19 protein-coding genes are annotated in these 16,557 nt (G+C 68.8%); 10 read left to right on the top strand and 9 right to left on the bottom strand.

Annotated features, from left to right (window positions below):
* Window positions 1–8 precede the first annotated feature (8 nt).
* The 5 genes from J7500_RS01830 to J7500_RS01810 are packed head-to-tail and all read left to right on the top strand — an operon-like array spanning window position 9 to window position 2,625.
* Complete coding sequence (locus J7500_RS01830) at window positions 9–905, top strand: DMT family transporter (RefSeq protein ID WP_294059497.1); 897 nt, start codon at window positions 9–11, stop codon at window positions 903–905.
* Entirely contained in the window at window positions 902–1,381 is a 480-nt protein-coding gene (locus J7500_RS01825) for a GNAT family N-acetyltransferase (RefSeq protein ID WP_294059495.1), read from the top strand. Before J7500_RS01830 ends, J7500_RS01825 begins: the two co-directional genes overlap by 4 nt.
* Window positions 1,381–1,701 (top strand): multidrug efflux SMR transporter, encoded by a 321-nt coding sequence (locus J7500_RS01820; RefSeq protein WP_294059493.1) that lies wholly within the window; start codon window positions 1,381–1,383, stop codon window positions 1,699–1,701. Before J7500_RS01825 ends, J7500_RS01820 begins: the two co-directional genes overlap by 1 nt.
* Window positions 1,701–2,054: a TfoX/Sxy family protein gene (locus J7500_RS01815; RefSeq protein ID WP_294059490.1), complete on the top strand. Its 354-nt coding sequence runs from the start codon at window positions 1,701–1,703 to the stop codon at window positions 2,052–2,054. The genes J7500_RS01820 and J7500_RS01815 overlap by 1 nt, the downstream gene beginning before the upstream one ends.
* Window positions 2,055–2,070: 16 nt before the next feature.
* Window positions 2,071–2,625 (top strand): hypothetical protein, encoded by a 555-nt coding sequence (locus tag J7500_RS01810; protein WP_294059489.1) that lies wholly within the window; start codon window positions 2,071–2,073, stop codon window positions 2,623–2,625.
* A 19-nt stretch (window positions 2,626–2,644) separates the two neighbouring features.
* Here the strand turns inward: J7500_RS01810 and J7500_RS01805 are convergent, their stop codons facing one another.
* From J7500_RS01805 to J7500_RS01795, 3 genes are read right to left on the bottom strand one after another with little or no spacing between them, the layout of a single operon-like run.
* Entirely contained in the window at window positions 2,645–3,295 is a 651-nt protein-coding gene (locus tag J7500_RS01805) for a DUF1345 domain-containing protein (protein WP_294059486.1), read from the bottom strand.
* Window positions 3,296–3,322: 27 nt separating this feature from the next.
* Window positions 3,323–3,871, bottom strand: coding sequence for an inorganic diphosphatase (gene ppa / locus J7500_RS01800; RefSeq protein ID WP_294059484.1), 549 nt, complete (start codon window positions 3,869–3,871; stop codon window positions 3,323–3,325).
* Between the two features lie 32 nt (window positions 3,872–3,903).
* Complete coding sequence (locus J7500_RS01795; protein WP_294059482.1) at window positions 3,904–5,793, bottom strand: peptidase M61; 1,890 nt, start codon at window positions 5,791–5,793, stop codon at window positions 3,904–3,906.
* Between the two features lie 124 nt (window positions 5,794–5,917).
* Here J7500_RS01795 and J7500_RS01790 point away from each other — a divergent pair, with 124 nt between their 5' ends.
* Window positions 5,918–7,282 (top strand): isoprenylcysteine carboxylmethyltransferase family protein, encoded by a 1,365-nt coding sequence (locus J7500_RS01790; RefSeq protein WP_294059479.1) that lies wholly within the window; start codon window positions 5,918–5,920, stop codon window positions 7,280–7,282.
* Between the two features lie 9 nt (window positions 7,283–7,291).
* On the opposite strand, the gene J7500_RS01785 is transcribed toward J7500_RS01790, so the two are convergent.
* Both J7500_RS01785 and J7500_RS01780 read right to left on the bottom strand, forming a co-directional pair.
* Window positions 7,292–8,665, bottom strand: coding sequence for a glutamate--cysteine ligase (locus tag J7500_RS01785; RefSeq protein ID WP_294059477.1), 1,374 nt, complete (start codon window positions 8,663–8,665; stop codon window positions 7,292–7,294).
* 57 nt (window positions 8,666–8,722) lie between these two features.
* Complete coding sequence (locus J7500_RS01780) at window positions 8,723–9,466, bottom strand: 16S rRNA (uracil(1498)-N(3))-methyltransferase (protein WP_294059476.1); 744 nt, start codon at window positions 9,464–9,466, stop codon at window positions 8,723–8,725.
* Between the two features lie 81 nt (window positions 9,467–9,547).
* Here J7500_RS01780 and J7500_RS01775 point away from each other — a divergent pair, with 81 nt between their 5' ends.
* A complete protein-coding gene (locus J7500_RS01775) occupies window positions 9,548–9,808 on the top strand; it encodes a hypothetical protein (protein WP_294059474.1) in 261 nt (86 codons plus the stop codon).
* 123 nt (window positions 9,809–9,931) lie between these two features.
* Here the strand turns inward: J7500_RS01775 and J7500_RS01770 are convergent, their stop codons facing one another.
* The gene (locus J7500_RS01770; RefSeq protein ID WP_294059473.1) at window positions 9,932–10,627 is read right to left on the bottom strand and encodes an EF-hand domain-containing protein; all 696 of its coding nucleotides are present in this window, start codon (window positions 10,625–10,627) and stop codon (window positions 9,932–9,934) included.
* Between the two features lie 107 nt (window positions 10,628–10,734).
* Here J7500_RS01770 and ubiA point away from each other — a divergent pair, with 107 nt between their 5' ends.
* Genes ubiA through J7500_RS01755 form a run of 3 tightly spaced genes read left to right on the top strand, consistent with a single transcriptional unit; the run spans window position 10,735 to window position 13,799 of the window.
* Window positions 10,735–11,649, top strand: a complete 915-nt coding sequence (gene ubiA / locus J7500_RS01765; protein WP_294059470.1) for a 4-hydroxybenzoate octaprenyltransferase — start codon at window positions 10,735–10,737, stop codon at window positions 11,647–11,649.
* A gap of 31 nt (window positions 11,650–11,680) precedes the next feature.
* The gene (locus J7500_RS01760) at window positions 11,681–13,027 is read left to right on the top strand and encodes a metallopeptidase TldD-related protein (RefSeq protein ID WP_294059468.1); all 1,347 of its coding nucleotides are present in this window, start codon (window positions 11,681–11,683) and stop codon (window positions 13,025–13,027) included.
* On the top strand, window positions 13,020–13,799 hold the full coding sequence (locus J7500_RS01755) for a 3'(2'),5'-bisphosphate nucleotidase CysQ (RefSeq protein ID WP_294059466.1): 780 nt from the start codon (window positions 13,020–13,022) through the stop codon (window positions 13,797–13,799). The genes J7500_RS01760 and J7500_RS01755 overlap by 8 nt, the downstream gene beginning before the upstream one ends.
* Here the strand turns inward: J7500_RS01755 and J7500_RS01750 are convergent.
* Genes J7500_RS01750 through J7500_RS01740 form a run of 3 tightly spaced genes read right to left on the bottom strand, consistent with a single transcriptional unit; the run spans window position 13,796 to window position 16,538 of the window.
* A complete protein-coding gene (locus J7500_RS01750; protein WP_294059464.1) occupies window positions 13,796–14,575 on the bottom strand; it encodes a class I SAM-dependent methyltransferase in 780 nt (259 codons plus the stop codon). The two genes, J7500_RS01755 and J7500_RS01750, sit on opposite strands and share 4 nt — an antisense overlap.
* A 37-nt stretch (window positions 14,576–14,612) precedes the next feature.
* A complete protein-coding gene (locus tag J7500_RS01745; protein ID WP_294059462.1) occupies window positions 14,613–15,329 on the bottom strand; it encodes a hypothetical protein in 717 nt (238 codons plus the stop codon).
* A gap of 3 nt (window positions 15,330–15,332) precedes the next feature.
* A complete protein-coding gene (locus J7500_RS01740) occupies window positions 15,333–16,538 on the bottom strand; it encodes a toxic anion resistance protein (protein WP_294059459.1) in 1,206 nt (401 codons plus the stop codon).
* Window positions 16,539–16,557 lie beyond the last annotated feature (19 nt).

The raw sequence follows: 16,557 nt of genomic DNA, 5'->3' as shown, positions 1-16,557 counted from the left end.
CGCGACCGATGAGCCGCTCCGTTTCCCTCGCCTTCGCCACAGCCTGCATGGGCATCGCGCTCTATGCGGTGATGGACGCGCTGATGAAGGGTCTCGGCCTCGCGATCGGGGCCTATAGCGCGCTGTTCTGGCGGCTGGCAGCGGGCACGGCGATCGCGGTGCCGCTCTATCTGGTTTCGCGACCCGCCTTTCCGCCCGCGTCGGTGGTCAAGGTGCATCTCGCGCGCAGCGCCGTGGTTGCAGTGATGGCGATCGCCTTCTTCTGGGGGATCACCAAGGTGCCGCTGGCCGAGGCGATCGCGCTCTCCTTCATCGCGCCGCTGATCGCGCTGGGGCTGGCGGGGGTGTTCCTCAAGGAGCGGATCGGCGCGCGTTCGGTGATGGGGTCGCTGCTCGGGCTGGGCGGAGTCGGCGTGATCCTGCTCGGCCGGCTGGAGGGGACGCACGCACCGGGTGCGTTGCTCGGCATGGGCGCGGTGCTGCTCTCAGCGGTCTTCTACGCGGTCAACCTGGTAATCGCGCGGCACCAGGCGCAGCTGGCCAAGCCGCTCGAGATCGCGGCGTTCCAGAATGTCTTCGTGCTCGCGATCTTCTGCCCGCTGGCGCCGCTGCTGCTGGTGGTGCCCGCGGCGGACCACTGGCCCGCGATCGGCGGCGCCGCGGGGCTGGCGATCGTGTCGCTGCTGCTGCTCTCCTGGGCCTATGCCCGCGCCGAGGCGCAGGTGCTGCTCACCGTCGAATATACCGCCTTCATCTGGGCATCGCTGATGGGCTGGTGGTTCTTCGGCGAGACGCTGACGCTCGCTACGCTTGCGGGCACCTTCCTGATCGTTGCCGGATGCCTGCTCGCCGTGCGCGGGCGGGCCGCCGGCGCCGCACCCGAAATCGAGGCCGCACTGACATGACGACGAACATCCGACCCTCCACCCCTGCCGACGTGCCGCTGATCCTGCGGCTGGTGCGCGAGCTCGCCGAGTACGAGCGCGAGCCCGACGCCGTGGTCGCGACCGAGGCGATGCTCCACGACGCGCTGTTCGAGCGCCGCTTCGCCGAGGCAGTGATCGCGGAGAAGGACGGAGAGGCGGTGGGCTTCGCGCTGTTCTTCCACAATTTCTCGACCTGGACGGGCAAGCCCGGCATCTATCTCGAAGACCTGTACGTGACGCCCGAGGCACGCGGCGGCGGGGCGGGCAAGGCGCTGCTCCGCCACATCGCGGGCCTCGCGCTCGACCGCGGCTGCGGGCGCTTCGAATGGGCAGTGCTCGACTGGAACCAGCCGGCGATCGACTTCTACCGCGCGATGGGCGCGGCGCCGATGGACGAATGGACCGTCCAGCGCGTCACCGGCGACGCGCTCGTCAGGCTGGCGGGGCGCGGCTGATGGCGTGGCTGCTGCTGATCCTGGGCGGGTGCTTCGAAGTGGGGTTCACGACGTGCCTGCGCTTCGTCGACGGCTTCCGCAACCTGCCGTGGACGATCGGCTTCCTCGCATCGGTGTCGCTGTCGATGGGGCTGCTCGAAGTCGCGGCGCGGACCATCCCGATGGGCACCGCCTATGCGATCTGGGGCGGGATCGGCGCGCTGGGCACGGTGATCGTCGGCATGATATGGTTCGGCGAGCCGGTGAACGCATTGCGGATCGGGCTGATCTTCGCGCTGGTCGCGTGCGTCGCAGGATTGAGGCTGGTGGGGAACGGCTGATGGCAGTCGACGAAGGGCTGGTCGCCTGGGTGCAGGAAGCGCTGGAGCCGATCGGCAGCGTGACGATGCGCCGGATGATGGGCGGCGCGACGCTCTACTGCGACGGCACGATCTTCGCGATCGAGCATGGCGGCGAGCTGTGGTTCAAGGCCGATGCCGAGAGCAATGCGACCTGGGACGAGGCGGGTGCCGAGCGCTTCACTGTCACCTTCGCGACCGGCATGACCGACACGATGAACTACCGCCGCGCGCCTGCCGACGTGTACGACGACGCCGAGGCGATGCGCGAATGGGCGGCGCTGGGGATCGCGGCGGGGCTCAGGGCGCCGAAGAAGAAGGCAAAGAAGCGGTAGGGGGAGGATACGAATAGTGTTCGATTCGATGGGTGCGTTCGCCAAGCGGTTCAAACCGATCGAAGGGGGCTATCTCTATTACCCGTCCAAAAAGGGTGGCGGGAAGCTCGTGACCGCCGAGGAGCGTGATGAATTGATTGAAGGCTGGCGCAAAGTCGCTGGCCCGACAGGGACGTGGAAGATGGTCGGCATCGTCATGCTCGCCATATTCCTCTGGATCTCGATTTCAAGCGCCCTGTCGCTTCCCGACTGGTCGGATTCGGTGAGTACCGCAGTTGTTGTGGCAGGCGTGTGCGGATGGATATTCTGGGCCAGCTTAGCGCCGGCTCGTCTCGTCAAGGACAGACCTGACAGCGCGCCGCCGCTGCCCGTTTCGCAAGCGAAGCGTGAGGCCCGCGCGCTGCTGAACTGGCGCTTTGTTATCTTCGCGCTGCTGTTTAGCGGTGCAGCATTCCTGAAGAGTCTCACCGCGACGGAGCGCGATTTCGCGTCCTGGGCGTGGCTCGTCGGAAGTGGCACGATGTTCAGCCTCTACGTCTGGATCGCCATCCAGAAGTTCCGGGAACGCTAAGGCTAGTTCCCGCATCGTCCTAACCCCCCAGCACGTTGATCGTGAACGCGAGCACGCCGAGGTTGAAGACGAAGGCTGCGAGGCAGTGGAGCGTGACCGGGCGGCGCAGCCGGCCCTGGGTGACGGTCACGTCGCTGGTCTGGAAGGTCATGCCCAGGCAGAAGGCGAAATAGACGAAGTCCCAGTAATCGGGCTCGGGCGTTTCGGGGAACTCGAGACCGGCGGCGTCGCCGCTCTCGCCCTCGCGGTAATAGAGATGCGCGTAATGGAGCGCGTAGACGGTGTTGCTGAAGGTCCAGCACAGCGCCAGCGTGGCGATGACCAGCGCCAGCGACCAGCGCCGCGGCACGTCGGGCTCCATCAGCTCGCTCGCGACTGCCACCAGCACGACGAAGCTGACTGCGACGGTCAGGAGGAGGAGCAGCGGCCGGTTCGCGTCGTTGAGCGCGGCCGAGCGGCGCATGTCGTTCGAGCGGTGCGCGAGCAGCGGCAGCGCCGCGAGCAGGAAGATCAGCGCGGCGGCGTCGAACGCCGCCATGATCCCGGTGCGAGTGCCCCAGGCGGGAATGGCGAAGAAGAGCCCGATGGCTGCGGCGGCGATGAAGACCAGGAAGCGCGGCGGCGCGATCAGATTGCCGATCGTCCGCCGCCTGCGTCCCTGCTCTGTCATCGCCGCTTCACCTCCGGGCGGCACGCCTCAGGCGGCCGCGGCTTCCTTGGCCTTCTTGGCTGCCTCGATCGCCTCGAGGACGATCCGCTTGGCTTCCTCGGCATCGCCCCATTCGCCGATGCGGACCCACTTCTTGGCTTCCAAGTCCTTGTAGTGCTTGAAGAAATGCTCGATCTGCTGGAGCACGATCGAGGGCAGGTCATGCCGCTCGCCCACGTCGGTGTAATAGGGGAAGGTGCTGTCGACGGGGACGCAGACGAGCTTCTCGTCGCCGCCGGCCTCGTCCTCGAGCTTGAGCACCGCGATCGGGCGGGCGCGGACGACGCAGCCCGGCACGAAGGGCGAGCGCGCGATCACCAGCGCGTCGAGCGGGTCGCCGTCGGGCGACAGCGTGTGCGGCACGAAGCCATAGTTCGCGGGATAGCGCATCGGCGTGTGCAGGATGCGATCCACGAACAGCGCGCCCGAGGCCTTGTCGAACTCATACTTCACCGGCTCGCCGCCGGTGGGGACTTCGATGATCACGTTGAGGTTGTTCGGCGGATCGTCGCCCACCGGAATCAAGTCGATACGCATTTCAGCACCTGTGGTTGGCGCCCCGCCCCGTCTCAGCGGGGCTGGAGCAGCTTGTCGAGGCCAGCCTCTCCCGCGGCCGTCTTAACGAGGTGCGGATAGCGAAGCCCGCCATGATAGTCGATGGCGACTTCGCGGAAGCGGTCGCCGCTCTTGAGCAGCAGGCGAATGGGCTCCTTGTCGGTCCTGGCGTCGCGCACCGCGGCCTTGATCCGGTCGGCGGTATAGCCGCGGCCGTTCACTGCGACGATCTCGTCGCCGAGGTCGATCCCGGCATCGAAGGCGGGGCTGCCCCAGGCGACCGCGACGAGACCCTTGGGGCCGAGGGTGAGGCCGAGCGAATAGGCGAGGTCCACGCCGGTCTTGCTCGATGCCTTGTTGGGCTCCTCGGTATAGACGAGCTTGTAGCCGTTGCGCTCGAACCCGGCGAGCGGGGCGCGATCCGAGACATGGTTGACGCGCTTGTCGAGCAGTGAGCGCCAGTCATAGGGCTGGATGGCGTCGAGCGCACGGACGACGTCGTCGAAAGTGTAGACCACTTCGCCATAGTCGCCGTCGCGGCCCTGGAAGAAGGCGCGGGCGAAATCGTCGATCGACCTGGTGCCCTTCGACTGCTCGCGCAGGATCGAATCGACTTCCATCCAGATCAGCAGGCCCTCGTTGTAATAATCCTCCGAGCGCTGCCAGCTCACCCAGCCCTTGGGCGCGCGGGGCGTGATCACGGGATCGTTGGTGGTGTCGCCCATCGGCCGCCAGGTGCGGCCGGCGCGATTGTCGAGGCTCGCCATGATCGCGGCATAGGCGTCGAGCGTGACGTCCTTGCTCACCAGCCCCGAGCGCGCCTGGAAGACATAGCCCCAGAACTGGGTCTGGCCTTCATAGACCCAGAGCAGCGAACCGATGGTGGGGGTGCGGAAATCGGGCGCCCAGAGGTCGGCGCCGCGGCGGTACTTGCCGTCCCAGCTGTGGGTGAACTCGTGCGGCAGCAGGTTGCGGCCCGAGGGATTCTCGTCCCATTTGGTGAAATAGCCGGGGCGCACGCCGTCCTCGGAGCTGCGATGATGCTCGAGCCCGATCCCGCCGAGCTCGTCGCTGATCGACAGCAGGAAATGATAATGGTCGTAGTGCTGCGACCCCATGGTCTTGACTACCTGGTCGACCAGCCGGCGGTGCGCGTCGATCTGCTCGGGCGTGGCTGCGAGCTCCTCGGGGCTGTCGGCGAAGACGTTGAGCGTCACGCGCGGGCTGAGCTCGAAGGCGCGGCCGTAGCGGCCGGCGAGCACCGGCGAATCGACCAGCACTTCGTAGTTGGTCTTGTCATAGGTGTAGGTCGAGCCGACCGCGTTGGCGGGAAGGCCCGAGGCGGCCGACCAGCCGTCGGGGTACTTCACTCGCGCCTGCACCGGGATCTGGCGCGTGAAATAGCCGGCCGGATAGAGGCTCATCGAATTGAACTGGAGGCTGATCAGCTCGGGCGTCATCACGATGCGGCCCTGGTCGGGCGCGGTCGCCGAGACGAACTGGAATTCGAGGTCGAGCTGGCGGGCGCCGCGCGGCACTTCGACATGGAAGGCGAAGACGTCGACCGGGTCGCGCTTCCACTCGACGCGCTGGCCGTTCGCGCGAATCTGCAGGCCGGCCAGCTTCTCGATCTCGCCGCGGGGGCCGTGCTTGCCGGGCAGCCACTTCGGGTAGAGCAGCACCATATGGCCGCTCTTCGCGACGGGGATGGTCTGCTTGACGCGGAAGATGCCGCGCTGGGTGTCGGTCGCGTCGATGTCGAGCTGGAGCGTGCCCGGATAGGGCACGTCGCGCGCTGCGGGGATGGTGTCGACGAACGGCACCGGCTGCGGCGCGGAATTCTGCGCAAAAGCAGGCGCGGCAGTGGCGAGGAGCAGGGCGGCAAGCGGAAGGGCGCGATTCATTCTGGAGCGACCTCGTCTGGGAGGAAGGATGGACGGCTCTTAAGCCGCTGAGGCGGGACGGGTAAAGGGCGCGACGAGCCGCCCTTCACGGCTCCCTAACCATTGGCGGCTAGATGTTTCGGCCATGTATCACGACCGCGCCCTTGCCGCCCGGGCCAAGGCCGAGCCCCGCCCGCGCTCTGCGGTGAGCCATGGCGTGGGGCTGGCCGGACTTGCCGGGCTCACGGCGTGGATGGCGGTGGCGCACCGCTTCGGCATGGACGGGCCCTATGCGGCGCTGGTCAATGTGCTGGCCTGCGCGCTGCCGATGGTCCTGTGGTCGCTGCTGGTCGACAAGGTCCATCGCAATCCCTCGACGGGGATCGACTGGGCCATGCCGCGCCCGTGGCGCGAGACGATCGACCTGTCGGTGACCAAGCTCGTCGGGCTGTGGCTGACCTGGGGAGCACTTGCGGCCGTCTATGCCGCGGGGCGCTTCTGGTGGAACACCGATTATGCCGATTTCCCCTTCGCGCTCTGGTGCTTCGGCATGGCCTCGCCTTTGCTGTTCCTCGGCTCGATTCCCTATGTGCTGTGGATCGACCGGCGGCTGATCGAGCCGCGCGATGGCGCCTGGTCGCTCGGCGCCTGGGCGATGGGGCAGAAGGGCTGGAACGCCGAGGCGATCTGGAACCATCTGCGCAGCTGGGCCGTGAAGGGCTTCTTCCTGGCCTTCATGCTCGCGGTGGTGCCGATCGGCTTCGCCGAGCTGGTTTCGACCGATCCGCGCGCGGTGCTGGGCGATCCGGTGCGGCTGGCGGGTACGCTGGTCGGCTTCATGTTCGTGGTCGACGTGGCGTTCGCGACGGCGGGGTACATCCTGACCTTCCGCCCGCTCGACGCGCACATCCGCACCGCCAATCCCTATGCGGCTGGCTGGACCGCGGCGCTGATCTGCTATCCGCCCTTCGTGCTGATGCGCGAAGGCGGGGCGCTCGATTATCACACCGGTGCGGCCGAATGGACCTGGTGGATGAGCGGCGCGCCCGCCTGGCTGCTGGCGGGCTGGGGCATGATGCTGGCCGTGCTGACGGCTATCTATGCCTGGGCGACGGTGGCGTTCGGGCTGCGCTTCTCCAACCTCACCAACCGCGGGGTTATCACCCACGGCCCTTATGCATGGAGCCGGCACCCGGCCTATCTGTCGAAGAACCTGTTCTGGTGGCTCTCATCGATGCCCTTTCTCGCCACCACCGGCTGGGTGGACGGAATCCGCAACGCCGCGGTGATGGGGGTGGTGAGCGGAGTCTATTACTGGCGCGCGCGAACCGAGGAACGGCATTTGCGCGCGGATCCGGTCTATCGGGACTATGACGCGTGGATGGCGCGACATGGCGTGGTGCCGCGGGTGTTTGGGCGAATATTCAACCGTCATCCCCGCGAAGGCGGGGACCCAGAGCCCCAGGCGACGGCGCTCGTGATTCCTGGGTCCCCGCCTTCGCGGGGATGACGATGGGATTCAGAACTTCGCTTCTTCGTACACCCGCGTGATGTCGCCGCCCCAATCGCCGTTGTAGCGGTCGAGCAGGATCTGCGCGGGCACGCGGCCGGTGCGGACGATCTCGCGGAGCGGGTCGAGGAAGCCGCTCTCGTTGTCGCCCGAGGCGTTGAACCGCGCGCGGGCGTTGAGGCCGGCGCCGGCGATGTCGAGCACCTCGCCGGCGATGTCGCGGAGAATGCCGCCGCCGGGGATCGGCGCGTTGAGCGCGAGCTTCGGCACCGCATTGCGCAGCGCCTCGCGCTCTTCCATCGACCAGCCCTTGACCACGTCCCACGCCGCGTCGAGCGCCGCTTCGTCGTAGAGCAGCCCGACCCAGAGCGCCGGCAGCGCGCAGATGCGGCCCCAGCGGCCGCCGTCGGCGCCGCGCATCTCGAGGAAGGTCTTGAGCCGCACTTCGGGGAAGGCGGTCGAGAGATGGTCGGCCCAGTCGTCGATCGTCGGCTTGTGGCCGGGATAGGCGGGGAGCTCGCCCTTCAGGAAATCGCGGAAGCTCTGGCCGGCGGCGTCGATGTACTGGCCGTCGCGGTAGACGAAGTACATCGGCACATCGAGCGCGTACTCGGCGTAGCGCTCATAGCCGAAGCCCTCTTCGAACACGAAGGGCAGCATGCCGGTGCGCGCCGGATCGGTGTCCGACCAGATGTGGCTGCGGAAGCTGAGGAAGCCGTTGGGCTTGCCCTCGGTGAAGGGCGAATTGGCGAAGAGCGCGGTCGCCAGCGGCTGGAGCGCGAGGCCGACGCGGAACTTCTTGGCCATGTCCGCCTCGGACGCATAGTCGAGGTTCACCTGGATCGTGCAGGTGCGCAGCATCATGTCGAGCCCGAGGCTACCGACGCGCGGCATGTGGCGCAGCATGATGCCGTAGCGCCCCTTGGGCATGATCGGCAGGTCGGCGCGCGCCTTGTCGTGCCACATGCCGAGGCCGAGCACTTCGAAGCCGAGCCGTTCGCCGACGCGCTTGACCTGCTGCAAGTGGCGCCCGGTCTCGGCGCAGGTCTGGTGGAGATTCTCGAGCGGCGCGCCCGAAAGCTCGAGCTGGCCCGCCGGCTCGAGGCTTACCGTGCCGTCCGGCCCCGCGAGCGCGATGACGTTGCCATTCTCCTCGATCGGCTTCCAGCCGAACTCGGTGAGCGCCATCAGCAGGTCGCGGATGCCGCCGGGCTCGTCATAGCTGGGGGCGTGGTGGTCGCGCGTCGAGAAGACGAACTTCTCGTGCTCGGTGCCGATGCGCCAACGGTCCTTGGGCTTCTCGCCGCGGGCGAAATAGTCGATGAGCTGCGCACGATCCTCGATGACCGCTGCGTTGCTGTTCGAAACGGTCTTCGTGCTCATGCGCGGGCCTTTACTCGCGGCGCGGGCGGTGCGCCAGAGTGAATATGTACCGTTCGGTCACCAATCGCCGGCCGTGCCCATCCAAAGGCTTACGGCGGCCGCGGCGGCGGTCTCGGCACGCAGGATGCGCGGGCCGAGCGCGATGCCGACGGCCTGGGGAAGCGCGCGGATCGCCTCGCGCTCCTCGGCATCGAACCCGCCTTCGGGGCCGACCAGGATCGCGGCGGGGCCGGGGCGGGCGCGCATCGCCTCGACCGCGGGGACGCCGCCGGTCTCGTCGGCGAAGAACAGCGTGCGCTCGGCCGGCCAGTCGCAGAGCAGCGCGGCGAGCTTGACCGGTTCGGCGAGTTCAGGAAGCGCAGTGCGGCCGCATTGCTCTGCCGCCTCGACCATGTGGCTGCGCAACCGATCGAGGTTGAGCCGGTCGATCACGGTGCGGCGGGTGAGCACCGGGAGGAGGCGGGCGACGCCGAGCTCGCAGGCCTTTTCGGCGACCCAGTCGATCCGGCCCTTCTTGATCGGCGCGGCGCAGAGCCAGAGATCGGGCACGGGCTCGAGCGGGCGGAGCTGTTCGGTGACTTCGAGGACGAGGTCGCGCTTGCGCAAGTCGCGGGCGAGCGCGAGCCATTCGCCGGTGGCGCCGTCGAACAGCTTGACCGGATCGCCGTTCTTCAATCGCATCACTGCGAGCAGGTAATTGGCCGGCGCGCCGTCGAGCGGCAGGCGCAGGCCGGCGGAGAGCACTGTCTCGACGAAGAGCCGCGGAGTCGATTGCGGCGGCCAGGCGGGGGTGGCGGGCATCGGCTTTCTCTGGCCGATCCGGCGCGCGGCTTCAACCGGAGGCGCTTGCATGCGGCGGCGGCGAGGCGCAGTGCTGGCGGCATGGACCTCGACGCGCTGTTAACCCATTATTTCGGCACCGAAGGGCTCGACGATCCCGTCGCGCTGGAGCGCGGTATCGAGCGGCTGGGCACCGACTTCGCCGTGGAGCAGGAGCCCGGGCGGCGCTTCGCGCTCTGGGCGCTGCTCCATGCGCTGGGTGCGGCGCCCGATCCCGACGTTGCGTTCGAGGACCCCGAGCTTCGCGCCGCCGCGCGCGACTATGCCTGGGCGGCGGACAAGGCAGCCGACCGCGCGCACTAGAGTCAGTTCCGGCACCGGCCCGCTCCCCCACCCGGCCACCCATATGATACTGCCGTTGGGTGGCCGGCTGGGGGAGCGGGCCGGTGCCGCTTCAGCGAATACTGCAAAGGCGCGGCGGGATCGTCACTCGCCCATGCCGCCGGGGCCCATGCCCCCGCCCATTCTGCCCATTCCACCCATGCCGCCGCCGCGATGTCCGCCGTGACGGCCGCCGCCGTGACCCCGGCCGCCGCCCTTGCCGCCGCGGAACGACGGCGGATCGATCTTGGGCAGCTCGCCCTTCTCGAGCTTGCCGTCGCCGTTCTTGTCGAGCAGCGCGAACCTTTTGTCGGCGGCGGCGCGGAACTCGCGCTGGTCGACGCCGCGGTTGAAATTGGTGTCGGCGACGATCACCGGCTCGGGATAGCTGAAATAGCCGAAGCGCGCGGCGCCGCCGGCGACATAGGCGGACGGGCGCGACGGGCCGTCCGAATCGCCGCCGCCGGGTCCGTCGCCGCCTCCGGGCCCGCCGCCGCCGCCCGCCACCCGGACCATCGGCGCGACGACATTCTCGTAATATTCTAGGTCGTCGGGATCGATCTCGCCGTCGTGCTTGCGGTCGAGCGTCGCGAAGAAGCGCATCGCATCGGCCTCCATCTCGGGGAGCGTCAGTGCGCCGTCATGGCTGGTGTCGGCCTGGTCGAACCAGAGATTGGGCGCGTCGGGCCCGCGGAACGGCTCGCCCATCGGGCTGACGAACATGCTGGGGCCTTCGGCGAGAGCGGGGGCTGCGGCAGCGCTGGCGGCGAGCGCGAAGCCGGTGAGGAGAAATCGGCGCATCGATCGTTCCGTTCAAGTAATGTCGGGCGCGTCCTACGGCGCAATTGTCGCAAGAGTTTGTCCGGGCCGGGGGTTGATATTTGGTGCCGGCGCGCGGAGACGAGGCCATGGCCGAGACCTCGCAGATCGTACCCGACACCGAGCATCGCGGGCTGGTGGGCCTGCTGCCGGCGGCGGCGCGGCCCTATGCGCTGCTCGCGCGCTTCGACCGGCCGATCGGCTGGTGGCTGCTCTTCTGGCCCGGCGGCTGGGCCGTCGCGCTTTCGGGCAATGCCGTCGCGCGCTGGGGGCTGATCCTGTGGTTCCTGCTCGGCAGCATCGCGATGCGCGGCGCGGGGTGCGTCTACAACGACATCGTCGACCGCGACCTCGACCGCCAGGTGGCGCGCACGCGCAGCCGGCCGGTGGCGAGCGGGGCGGTGTCGCTCAAGGCGGCGTGGATCTGGCTGCTCGCTTTGTGCCTGGTCGGGCTGGTGGTGCTGGTGCAGCTCACCCCCCGCGCGGCGCTGGTCGCGGTGGGAAGCGTGGCGCTGGTCGCCGCCTATCCCTTCATGAAGCGGATCACCTGGTGGCCGCAGGCATGGCTGGGGCTGGTCTTCTCCTGGGCGGCGCTGGTCGGCTGGGCCGAGGCGCCCGACATGAGCTGGACGCCGGGGCTGCTGCTCTACGCCGGCTGCATCTTCTGGGTGATCGGATACGACACCATCTATGCGCTGCAGGACGTGGAGGACGACGCGCTGGTCGGCGTGCGCTCCTCGGCGCGGCGGCTGGGGCGGCAGGTGCGGCCCGGCGTGGCGGGTTTCTATGCGCTGGCGCTGCTGCTCTGGGGCGCGGCCTTCTGGCAGCTCCGCCCCGACGTGCTGGCGCTTGCCGCGCTGCTGCCGATGGCGCTGCACCTCGGCTGGCAGGTGCTGACGATGGCGCCTGCGGACGGGGCCAATGCGCTCCGCCGCTTCCGATCGAACCGCAACGCGGGGCTGCTGATGTTCGCGGCCTGCTTCGTGGTGGGTCAGACGCTTTGACCTTGGGGGCCGCGATACCTAAGTCGCCAAGATGCTAACCGAGTCCCAAGCCTGCGAGCGCGTCCACGATATCGTCGGGCGCGCGCGTGCCGCCGGTGCCGATGCCGCCGACGCCGTCTTTGCCGCCGATCGCTCGCTCTCCGTATCGGTGCGCATGAGCGCGCTCGAGGACGTCGAGCGTTCCGAGAGTGAGGAGCTGGGGCTGCGCGTGTTCGTCGGGCGGCGCTCGGCGAGCGTCTCGACTTCCGACCTCGGCTCTCAATCGCTCGATACGCTGGTGGAGCGCGCGATTGCGATGGCGCGCGAGGCGCCCGAGGACCAATGGGCGGGGCTCGCGCCCGAGGCGCGGCTGCTCCACGGCCGTCCGCCTTTGCTCGATCTGGACGATGGCGCCGAAGTCGAGCCCCAGGCGCTAAAGGAGCGCGCGCTGGCGGCCGAGGATGCGGCGCGCGCGGTGGAGGGCGTCACCAACAGCGAGGGCGGCAGCGCCGGGGCGACTCGATCGGTGATGGCGCTGGCGACGAGCCACGGCTTTGCCGGCGGTTATGCGCAGTCGAGCCACGGCGTCTCGGCGAGTGTGCTCGCCGGCACGGGCGGGGGGATGGAGCGCGACCATGCGCACCATAGCGCCCGCCACGCATCGATGCTCGAATCGGCCGAGGCGATCGGCCGCCGCGCGGGCGAGCGCGCCGTCGCGCGGCTCGATCCGCAGAAAATCGCGAGCGGCGCGATGCCGGTGGTGTTCGACCGCCGCGTCTCGGCCAGCCTGCTCGGCCATCTGATCGGTGCGATCACCGGATCGGCGATCACGCGCAAGACCAGCTTCCTGCTCGATTCGATGGGCAAGCAGATCTTCGCCAAGGGCGTGACGGTTTGCGACGATCCGCACCGGCCGCGCGGCTTGCGATCGCGCCCGTTCGACGGCGAGGGGCTGCCGGTGCAGCCGCTCAAGCTGATCGACGCCGGCGTGCTGGAGACTTGGCTGCTCGACAGCGCCTCCGCGCGGCAGCTGGGGCTGGAGCCGACCGGCCATGCCGCGCGCGGCGTGGGCGGGGCGCCCGGCGTCTCGCCCGGCAACCTCTTCATGCAGGCCGGCAGCATCCCGCCCGAGACGCTGATCGAGGACATCGAGCGCGGCGTGCTGGTGACCGAGCTGATCGGGCAGGGCGTCAACGGGGTAACCGGCGACTATAGCCGCGGCGCGGCGGGCTTCCTGATCGAGAAGGGCGAGATCACCCGGCCGGTCTCGGAGATCACCATCGCGGGCAATCTGCGCGACATGTTCGCGGCGCTCGTGCCCGCCAACGATCTGGAGTTCCGCTACGGCGTCAACGCCCCGACGCTGCGCATCGACGGGATGACGATCGCCGGTGCCTGAGCTTGCCGAGGAAGTCGCGGCGATCGCCGCCGATGCCGGGCGGCTCGCGATGGAGCTGTGGGAGACCGACTTCCGCCGCTGGGAGAAGGCGCCGGGCAATCCGGTGTGCGCCGTCGATCTCGAGCTCGACGGGATGCTGCGCCAGCGGCTGGGCGCTTTGCTGCCCGACGCAGGATGGCTCTCCGAGGAGACGATCGACGACGCGGCGCGGCTCGGCGCCGAGCGCATCTGGGTGGTCGATCCGATCGACGGCACGCGCGACTATCTGCGCGGCCGGAGCGGCTGGGCGATCTCGGTCGCGCTGGTCGACAGGGGCCGGCCGGTGATCGGCGTGCTCGACGCGCCCGCGCGGGGCGAAGTGTGGACCGCGACTGCCGGCGGCGGCGCCTTCCGCAACGGCGAGCGCTTGCGCGTCGCGAGCCGCGACCAGCTTGCCGGCGCCCGCGTGCCCGCGGACCAGCTTCCCAGGATCGACCGCGACCTGGTGATGGTGCCCAAGCCCAATTCGATCGCGCTCAGGATCGCGCTGGTCGCGGCGGGCGAGGCCGATCTCGTCGCGACGATCCGCTGGGGCAATGAATGGGACATCGCCGCCGCGGTGCTGCTCGCCAGCGAGGCGGGGGCGACGGTGAGCGACGCCTTCGGCCGGCCTCTCGACTTCAACACGCCCAATGCCGAGGCGTTCGGCGTGCTGGCGACGGTGCCGGGTATCCACGCCCAGGCCGTCGAGCGGCTCGCCGAGCGTGCGCATGCGACGGTGGGCGCGCGCTAGCGCAGCCCGACGCCGATCAACGCCGTCGAGGGCACCGGCAGCACGGGCCGCCCGTTCGCCATCCGGCGTACTTCTTCGACCACGGCCGCCTGCTCGGCATCGCTCAGGCTGGTCCAGTCGGGAGACATGCCGAACAGCGTTTCGGGCGCGTCGAGCGCCGCGACTTCGAGCGCATAGTCGTGCGTCACGCTTTCGATGCGGGGTTCACGATAGCCCGCTGCGATCAGCTCGCGGGCAAAATCGGTGGGATCGCTCATCGCCTGCACCGCCTCGGGCATCGTCATTCCCGGGCGTCCGGGGAACAGCTTCTCGCGTATCCGGCCGAGCAGCAGGAAGGTCGCCGCGCCGCGGGCCTGCCACGTCGCGACCACGCCCCGCCCGCCGGGCCGCGTCACCCGTGCCATCTCGGCGAGGCCCTTGCGCCGGTCGAGGAACATAATGACGCCGAAGATCGAGTAGACGGTATCGAAGCTGGCGTCAGGAAGGTCGAGCGCCTGTCCGTCCATCACCTGCGCCTCGACATTGGGCAGGCCGTGCGCAGCGATGCGCGCCACCATGCCCGGAGAGAAGTCGGTCGCGAGCACCTGCGCACCTGTGCGGGCCGCAGCGAGCGCAAGCGCGCCGGTTCCCGCGGCGACGTCGAGCACGCGGCTCGCCGGTGTCAGTTCTACGAGGGCTAGCGCATCCTCGGCAAAGCGCGCAGTGAAGGGGTGCGCGGTGCGCTCATAATGGCCGGCAGCGGTATCCCAGTGATCGGGGTCCTCGAATTCCCGCATTCCCGGTTCCTCGCGGATCATGGGCGATCCCTGCGGATCAGCCGCCCAGCTCTTCGCCCTGGTATTTGATCTGGAGATAGCGGCCGCGCGTCGCGAGCAGGTCGAGGTCGCCCTGGGCGAGCTGGGCGGACATCTGCGAGATCTCGTCGTCGATCACCTGCAGGCCCTGGGCAAGCTGCTGGTCGGGCGTGAGGCCATTGCGCTCGACGCGGCGGAGCGGCTCGGGGACGCGGCCATAGCCGTTGATCAGCTCGGGCAGCTGCTCGCCTACGAGCGTGCGGACTTCGCCTGCGGCGGGTGAATTCTCGTCGAGCTGGGCGAGCTGGGGCGCCAGCATCTCCAGCTTGACGCCGATCGAATCGACCAGCCCGCGGACCGGCGAGGGCAGCGCGGGGCGCTGTGCCTCCAGCCAGCGCTCGGTGGTGAGCGGCAGCGCCTTGAGCGGCACCTGCGCGAGTTGCTCGACCCGCGGCGGGGCGGAGAGCGGGAAGATGGCGAAGACCACGGTGGCGAGGATCAGCAGTGCCATCGTGAGCAGCGCGCCGAACATGCCGATGCCGGTCGGCAGCACCAGGCCGAGCACCAGCGCGACGAGGATGATCAGCCCGTCCGCGGCGGCGATGCGGCCGACGCGGCGGAGAATCTCGGCCTCGCGGCGCTGGCGGCTACGCTTCGATACCGAGCCGTAGCGCTCGCGCGTCCGTTCGAGCAGCGCGTCGGCCTGCGCGAGCTGGCGATCGACGTCGGTGGGCATGGACTACATCGCCTCCAGCTTGAACGTGTCGGACACCGCGCCGCTCTGGTTCTGCGCGGCGCCCTCGGCGCGCGCGATATAGCCCTTCGACTTCTCGACTTCGCTCGAGAGCGTGTTGACCGTGGTCTTCATGCTGTCGAGCGCCTTGAGCTTGAAGGTGTCGATCGCGTCCATCGTGTCGTAGATGTTCTGGAAGGCGCGCTGGAGCGTCTCGACGGGGATCGTCGAATTGGCGGCCTGCTCGTGGATCGCGGCGGTGTTGCTCTTGAGCAGTTGCCCGGTCGAATCGATCAGCCCCGCGGTGGTGGTGTTGATCGCAGTGATCTGGTCAAGCACCAGCTTCTGGTTGGTCAGCGCCTGCGCGACGGTGACGGCGGTTCGCAGTGCCGAGACGGTGGTGGTCGAGGCGCGGTCGACGCCCTTCACCAGCTCGACATTGTTCTTCTTGACCAGGTCGAGCGCGAGATAGCCCTGCACGGTCACGGCCATCTGGGTGAGCAGGTCCTGGGTGCGCTGGCGGACGTAGAAGAGCGCGGTCTCGCGGATCGCCTTGGCCTTGGCCGGATCGCTGTGGTCGAGATCGTTGGCCTTGTCCTCGAGCTTCTGGTCCATCGCCTTGGAGAGATAGATCATCTGCTCGAGGCGACCCATGGCGTTCCACAGGTTCGCGCGCTCGGTATCGATCGCGGCATTGTCCATCAGCAGCTCGTCCTTGCCGCTGGCAAGGTTCTTGAGGATGCCCTGGATGTGCGTCTGCGACGACTGGTACTTGCGGAAATACTGCTTGAGCGGCGAGCCCCCGAAGATCTTCGAGAGGAAGCCGTCGTTGCCGCCGATCAGCTTGCCGTTGCGGCCCGGATCGAGCTCCTCGACGGTCTTGCGCAGCGCGAGCAGGTCGGCGCCGACGCCGGTATCGGCGCTCATCGCGCGGACGGGGCGATCGAGGAAGCGGTTGGACTGGCCCGCCGCGTCGCGGATCTCCTTCTGCCCCATGCCGGCGATCGCATCGACGCGCTTGCCGAACTCGGGCGAATTGACGTCCTGCGCAACGAGATCGTCGACGAAGTTTTCGACGCGCTTCTCCAGCTCACTCTTCTTGCCCTCGTCGACGGGGACGAGCCCGGCGGCCTTCTCGGGCGCGACCGTGGGAACCGGTTCGGGCGGCGTGAGCACCAGGTCCTTTTCGGCTGTAACAGTCTCGGTCGCCATCCCATCCCTCCAAGCTTGA

Source organism: Sphingomonas sp. (assembly GCF_017744835.1).
Taxonomy (GTDB): Bacteria; Pseudomonadota; Alphaproteobacteria; order Sphingomonadales; family Sphingomonadaceae; genus Sphingomonas.
The sequence above is the reverse complement of the archived record's forward strand: the minus strand, read 5'-3'. Positions and strand labels throughout refer to the sequence as shown.

What these genes read in the sequence shown, in the direction of transcription:
- J7500_RS01830 (WP_294059497.1), top strand. Translation starts at nt 9, where the DNA reads ATGAGCCGCTCCGTTTCCCTCGCCTTCGCCACAGCCTGCATGGGCATC.
- J7500_RS01790 (WP_294059479.1), top strand. Translation starts at nt 5,918, where the DNA reads ATGTATCACGACCGCGCCCTTGCCGCCCGGGCCAAGGCCGAGCCCCGC.
- J7500_RS01795 (WP_294059482.1), bottom strand. Translation starts at nt 5,793, where the DNA reads ATGAATCGCGCCCTTCCGCTTGCCGCCCTGCTCCTCGCCACTGCCGCG.
- ppa (WP_294059484.1), bottom strand. Translation starts at nt 3,871, where the DNA reads ATGCGTATCGACTTGATTCCGGTGGGCGACGATCCGCCGAACAACCTC.
- J7500_RS01770 (WP_294059473.1), bottom strand. Translation starts at nt 10,627, where the DNA reads ATGCGCCGATTTCTCCTCACCGGCTTCGCGCTCGCCGCCAGCGCTGCC.
- J7500_RS01740 (WP_294059459.1), bottom strand. Translation starts at nt 16,538, where the DNA reads ATGGCGACCGAGACTGTTACAGCCGAAAAGGACCTGGTGCTCACGCCG.
- J7500_RS01775 (WP_294059474.1), top strand. Translation starts at nt 9,548, where the DNA reads ATGGACCTCGACGCGCTGTTAACCCATTATTTCGGCACCGAAGGGCTC.
- J7500_RS01820 (WP_294059493.1), top strand. Translation starts at nt 1,381, where the DNA reads ATGGCGTGGCTGCTGCTGATCCTGGGCGGGTGCTTCGAAGTGGGGTTC.
- J7500_RS01745 (WP_294059462.1), bottom strand. Translation starts at nt 15,329, where the DNA reads ATGCCCACCGACGTCGATCGCCAGCTCGCGCAGGCCGACGCGCTGCTC.
- J7500_RS01785 (WP_294059477.1), bottom strand. Translation starts at nt 8,665, where the DNA reads ATGAGCACGAAGACCGTTTCGAACAGCAACGCAGCGGTCATCGAGGAT.
- ubiA (WP_294059470.1), top strand. Translation starts at nt 10,735, where the DNA reads ATGGCCGAGACCTCGCAGATCGTACCCGACACCGAGCATCGCGGGCTG.
- J7500_RS01805 (WP_294059486.1), bottom strand. Translation starts at nt 3,295, where the DNA reads ATGACAGAGCAGGGACGCAGGCGGCGGACGATCGGCAATCTGATCGCG.
- J7500_RS01750 (WP_294059464.1), bottom strand. Translation starts at nt 14,575, where the DNA reads ATGCGGGAATTCGAGGACCCCGATCACTGGGATACCGCTGCCGGCCAT.
- J7500_RS01825 (WP_294059495.1), top strand. Translation starts at nt 902, where the DNA reads ATGACGACGAACATCCGACCCTCCACCCCTGCCGACGTGCCGCTGATC.
- J7500_RS01780 (WP_294059476.1), bottom strand. Translation starts at nt 9,466, where the DNA reads ATGCCCGCCACCCCCGCCTGGCCGCCGCAATCGACTCCGCGGCTCTTC.
- J7500_RS01815 (WP_294059490.1), top strand. Translation starts at nt 1,701, where the DNA reads ATGGCAGTCGACGAAGGGCTGGTCGCCTGGGTGCAGGAAGCGCTGGAG.
- J7500_RS01760 (WP_294059468.1), top strand. Translation starts at nt 11,681, where the DNA reads ATGCTAACCGAGTCCCAAGCCTGCGAGCGCGTCCACGATATCGTCGGG.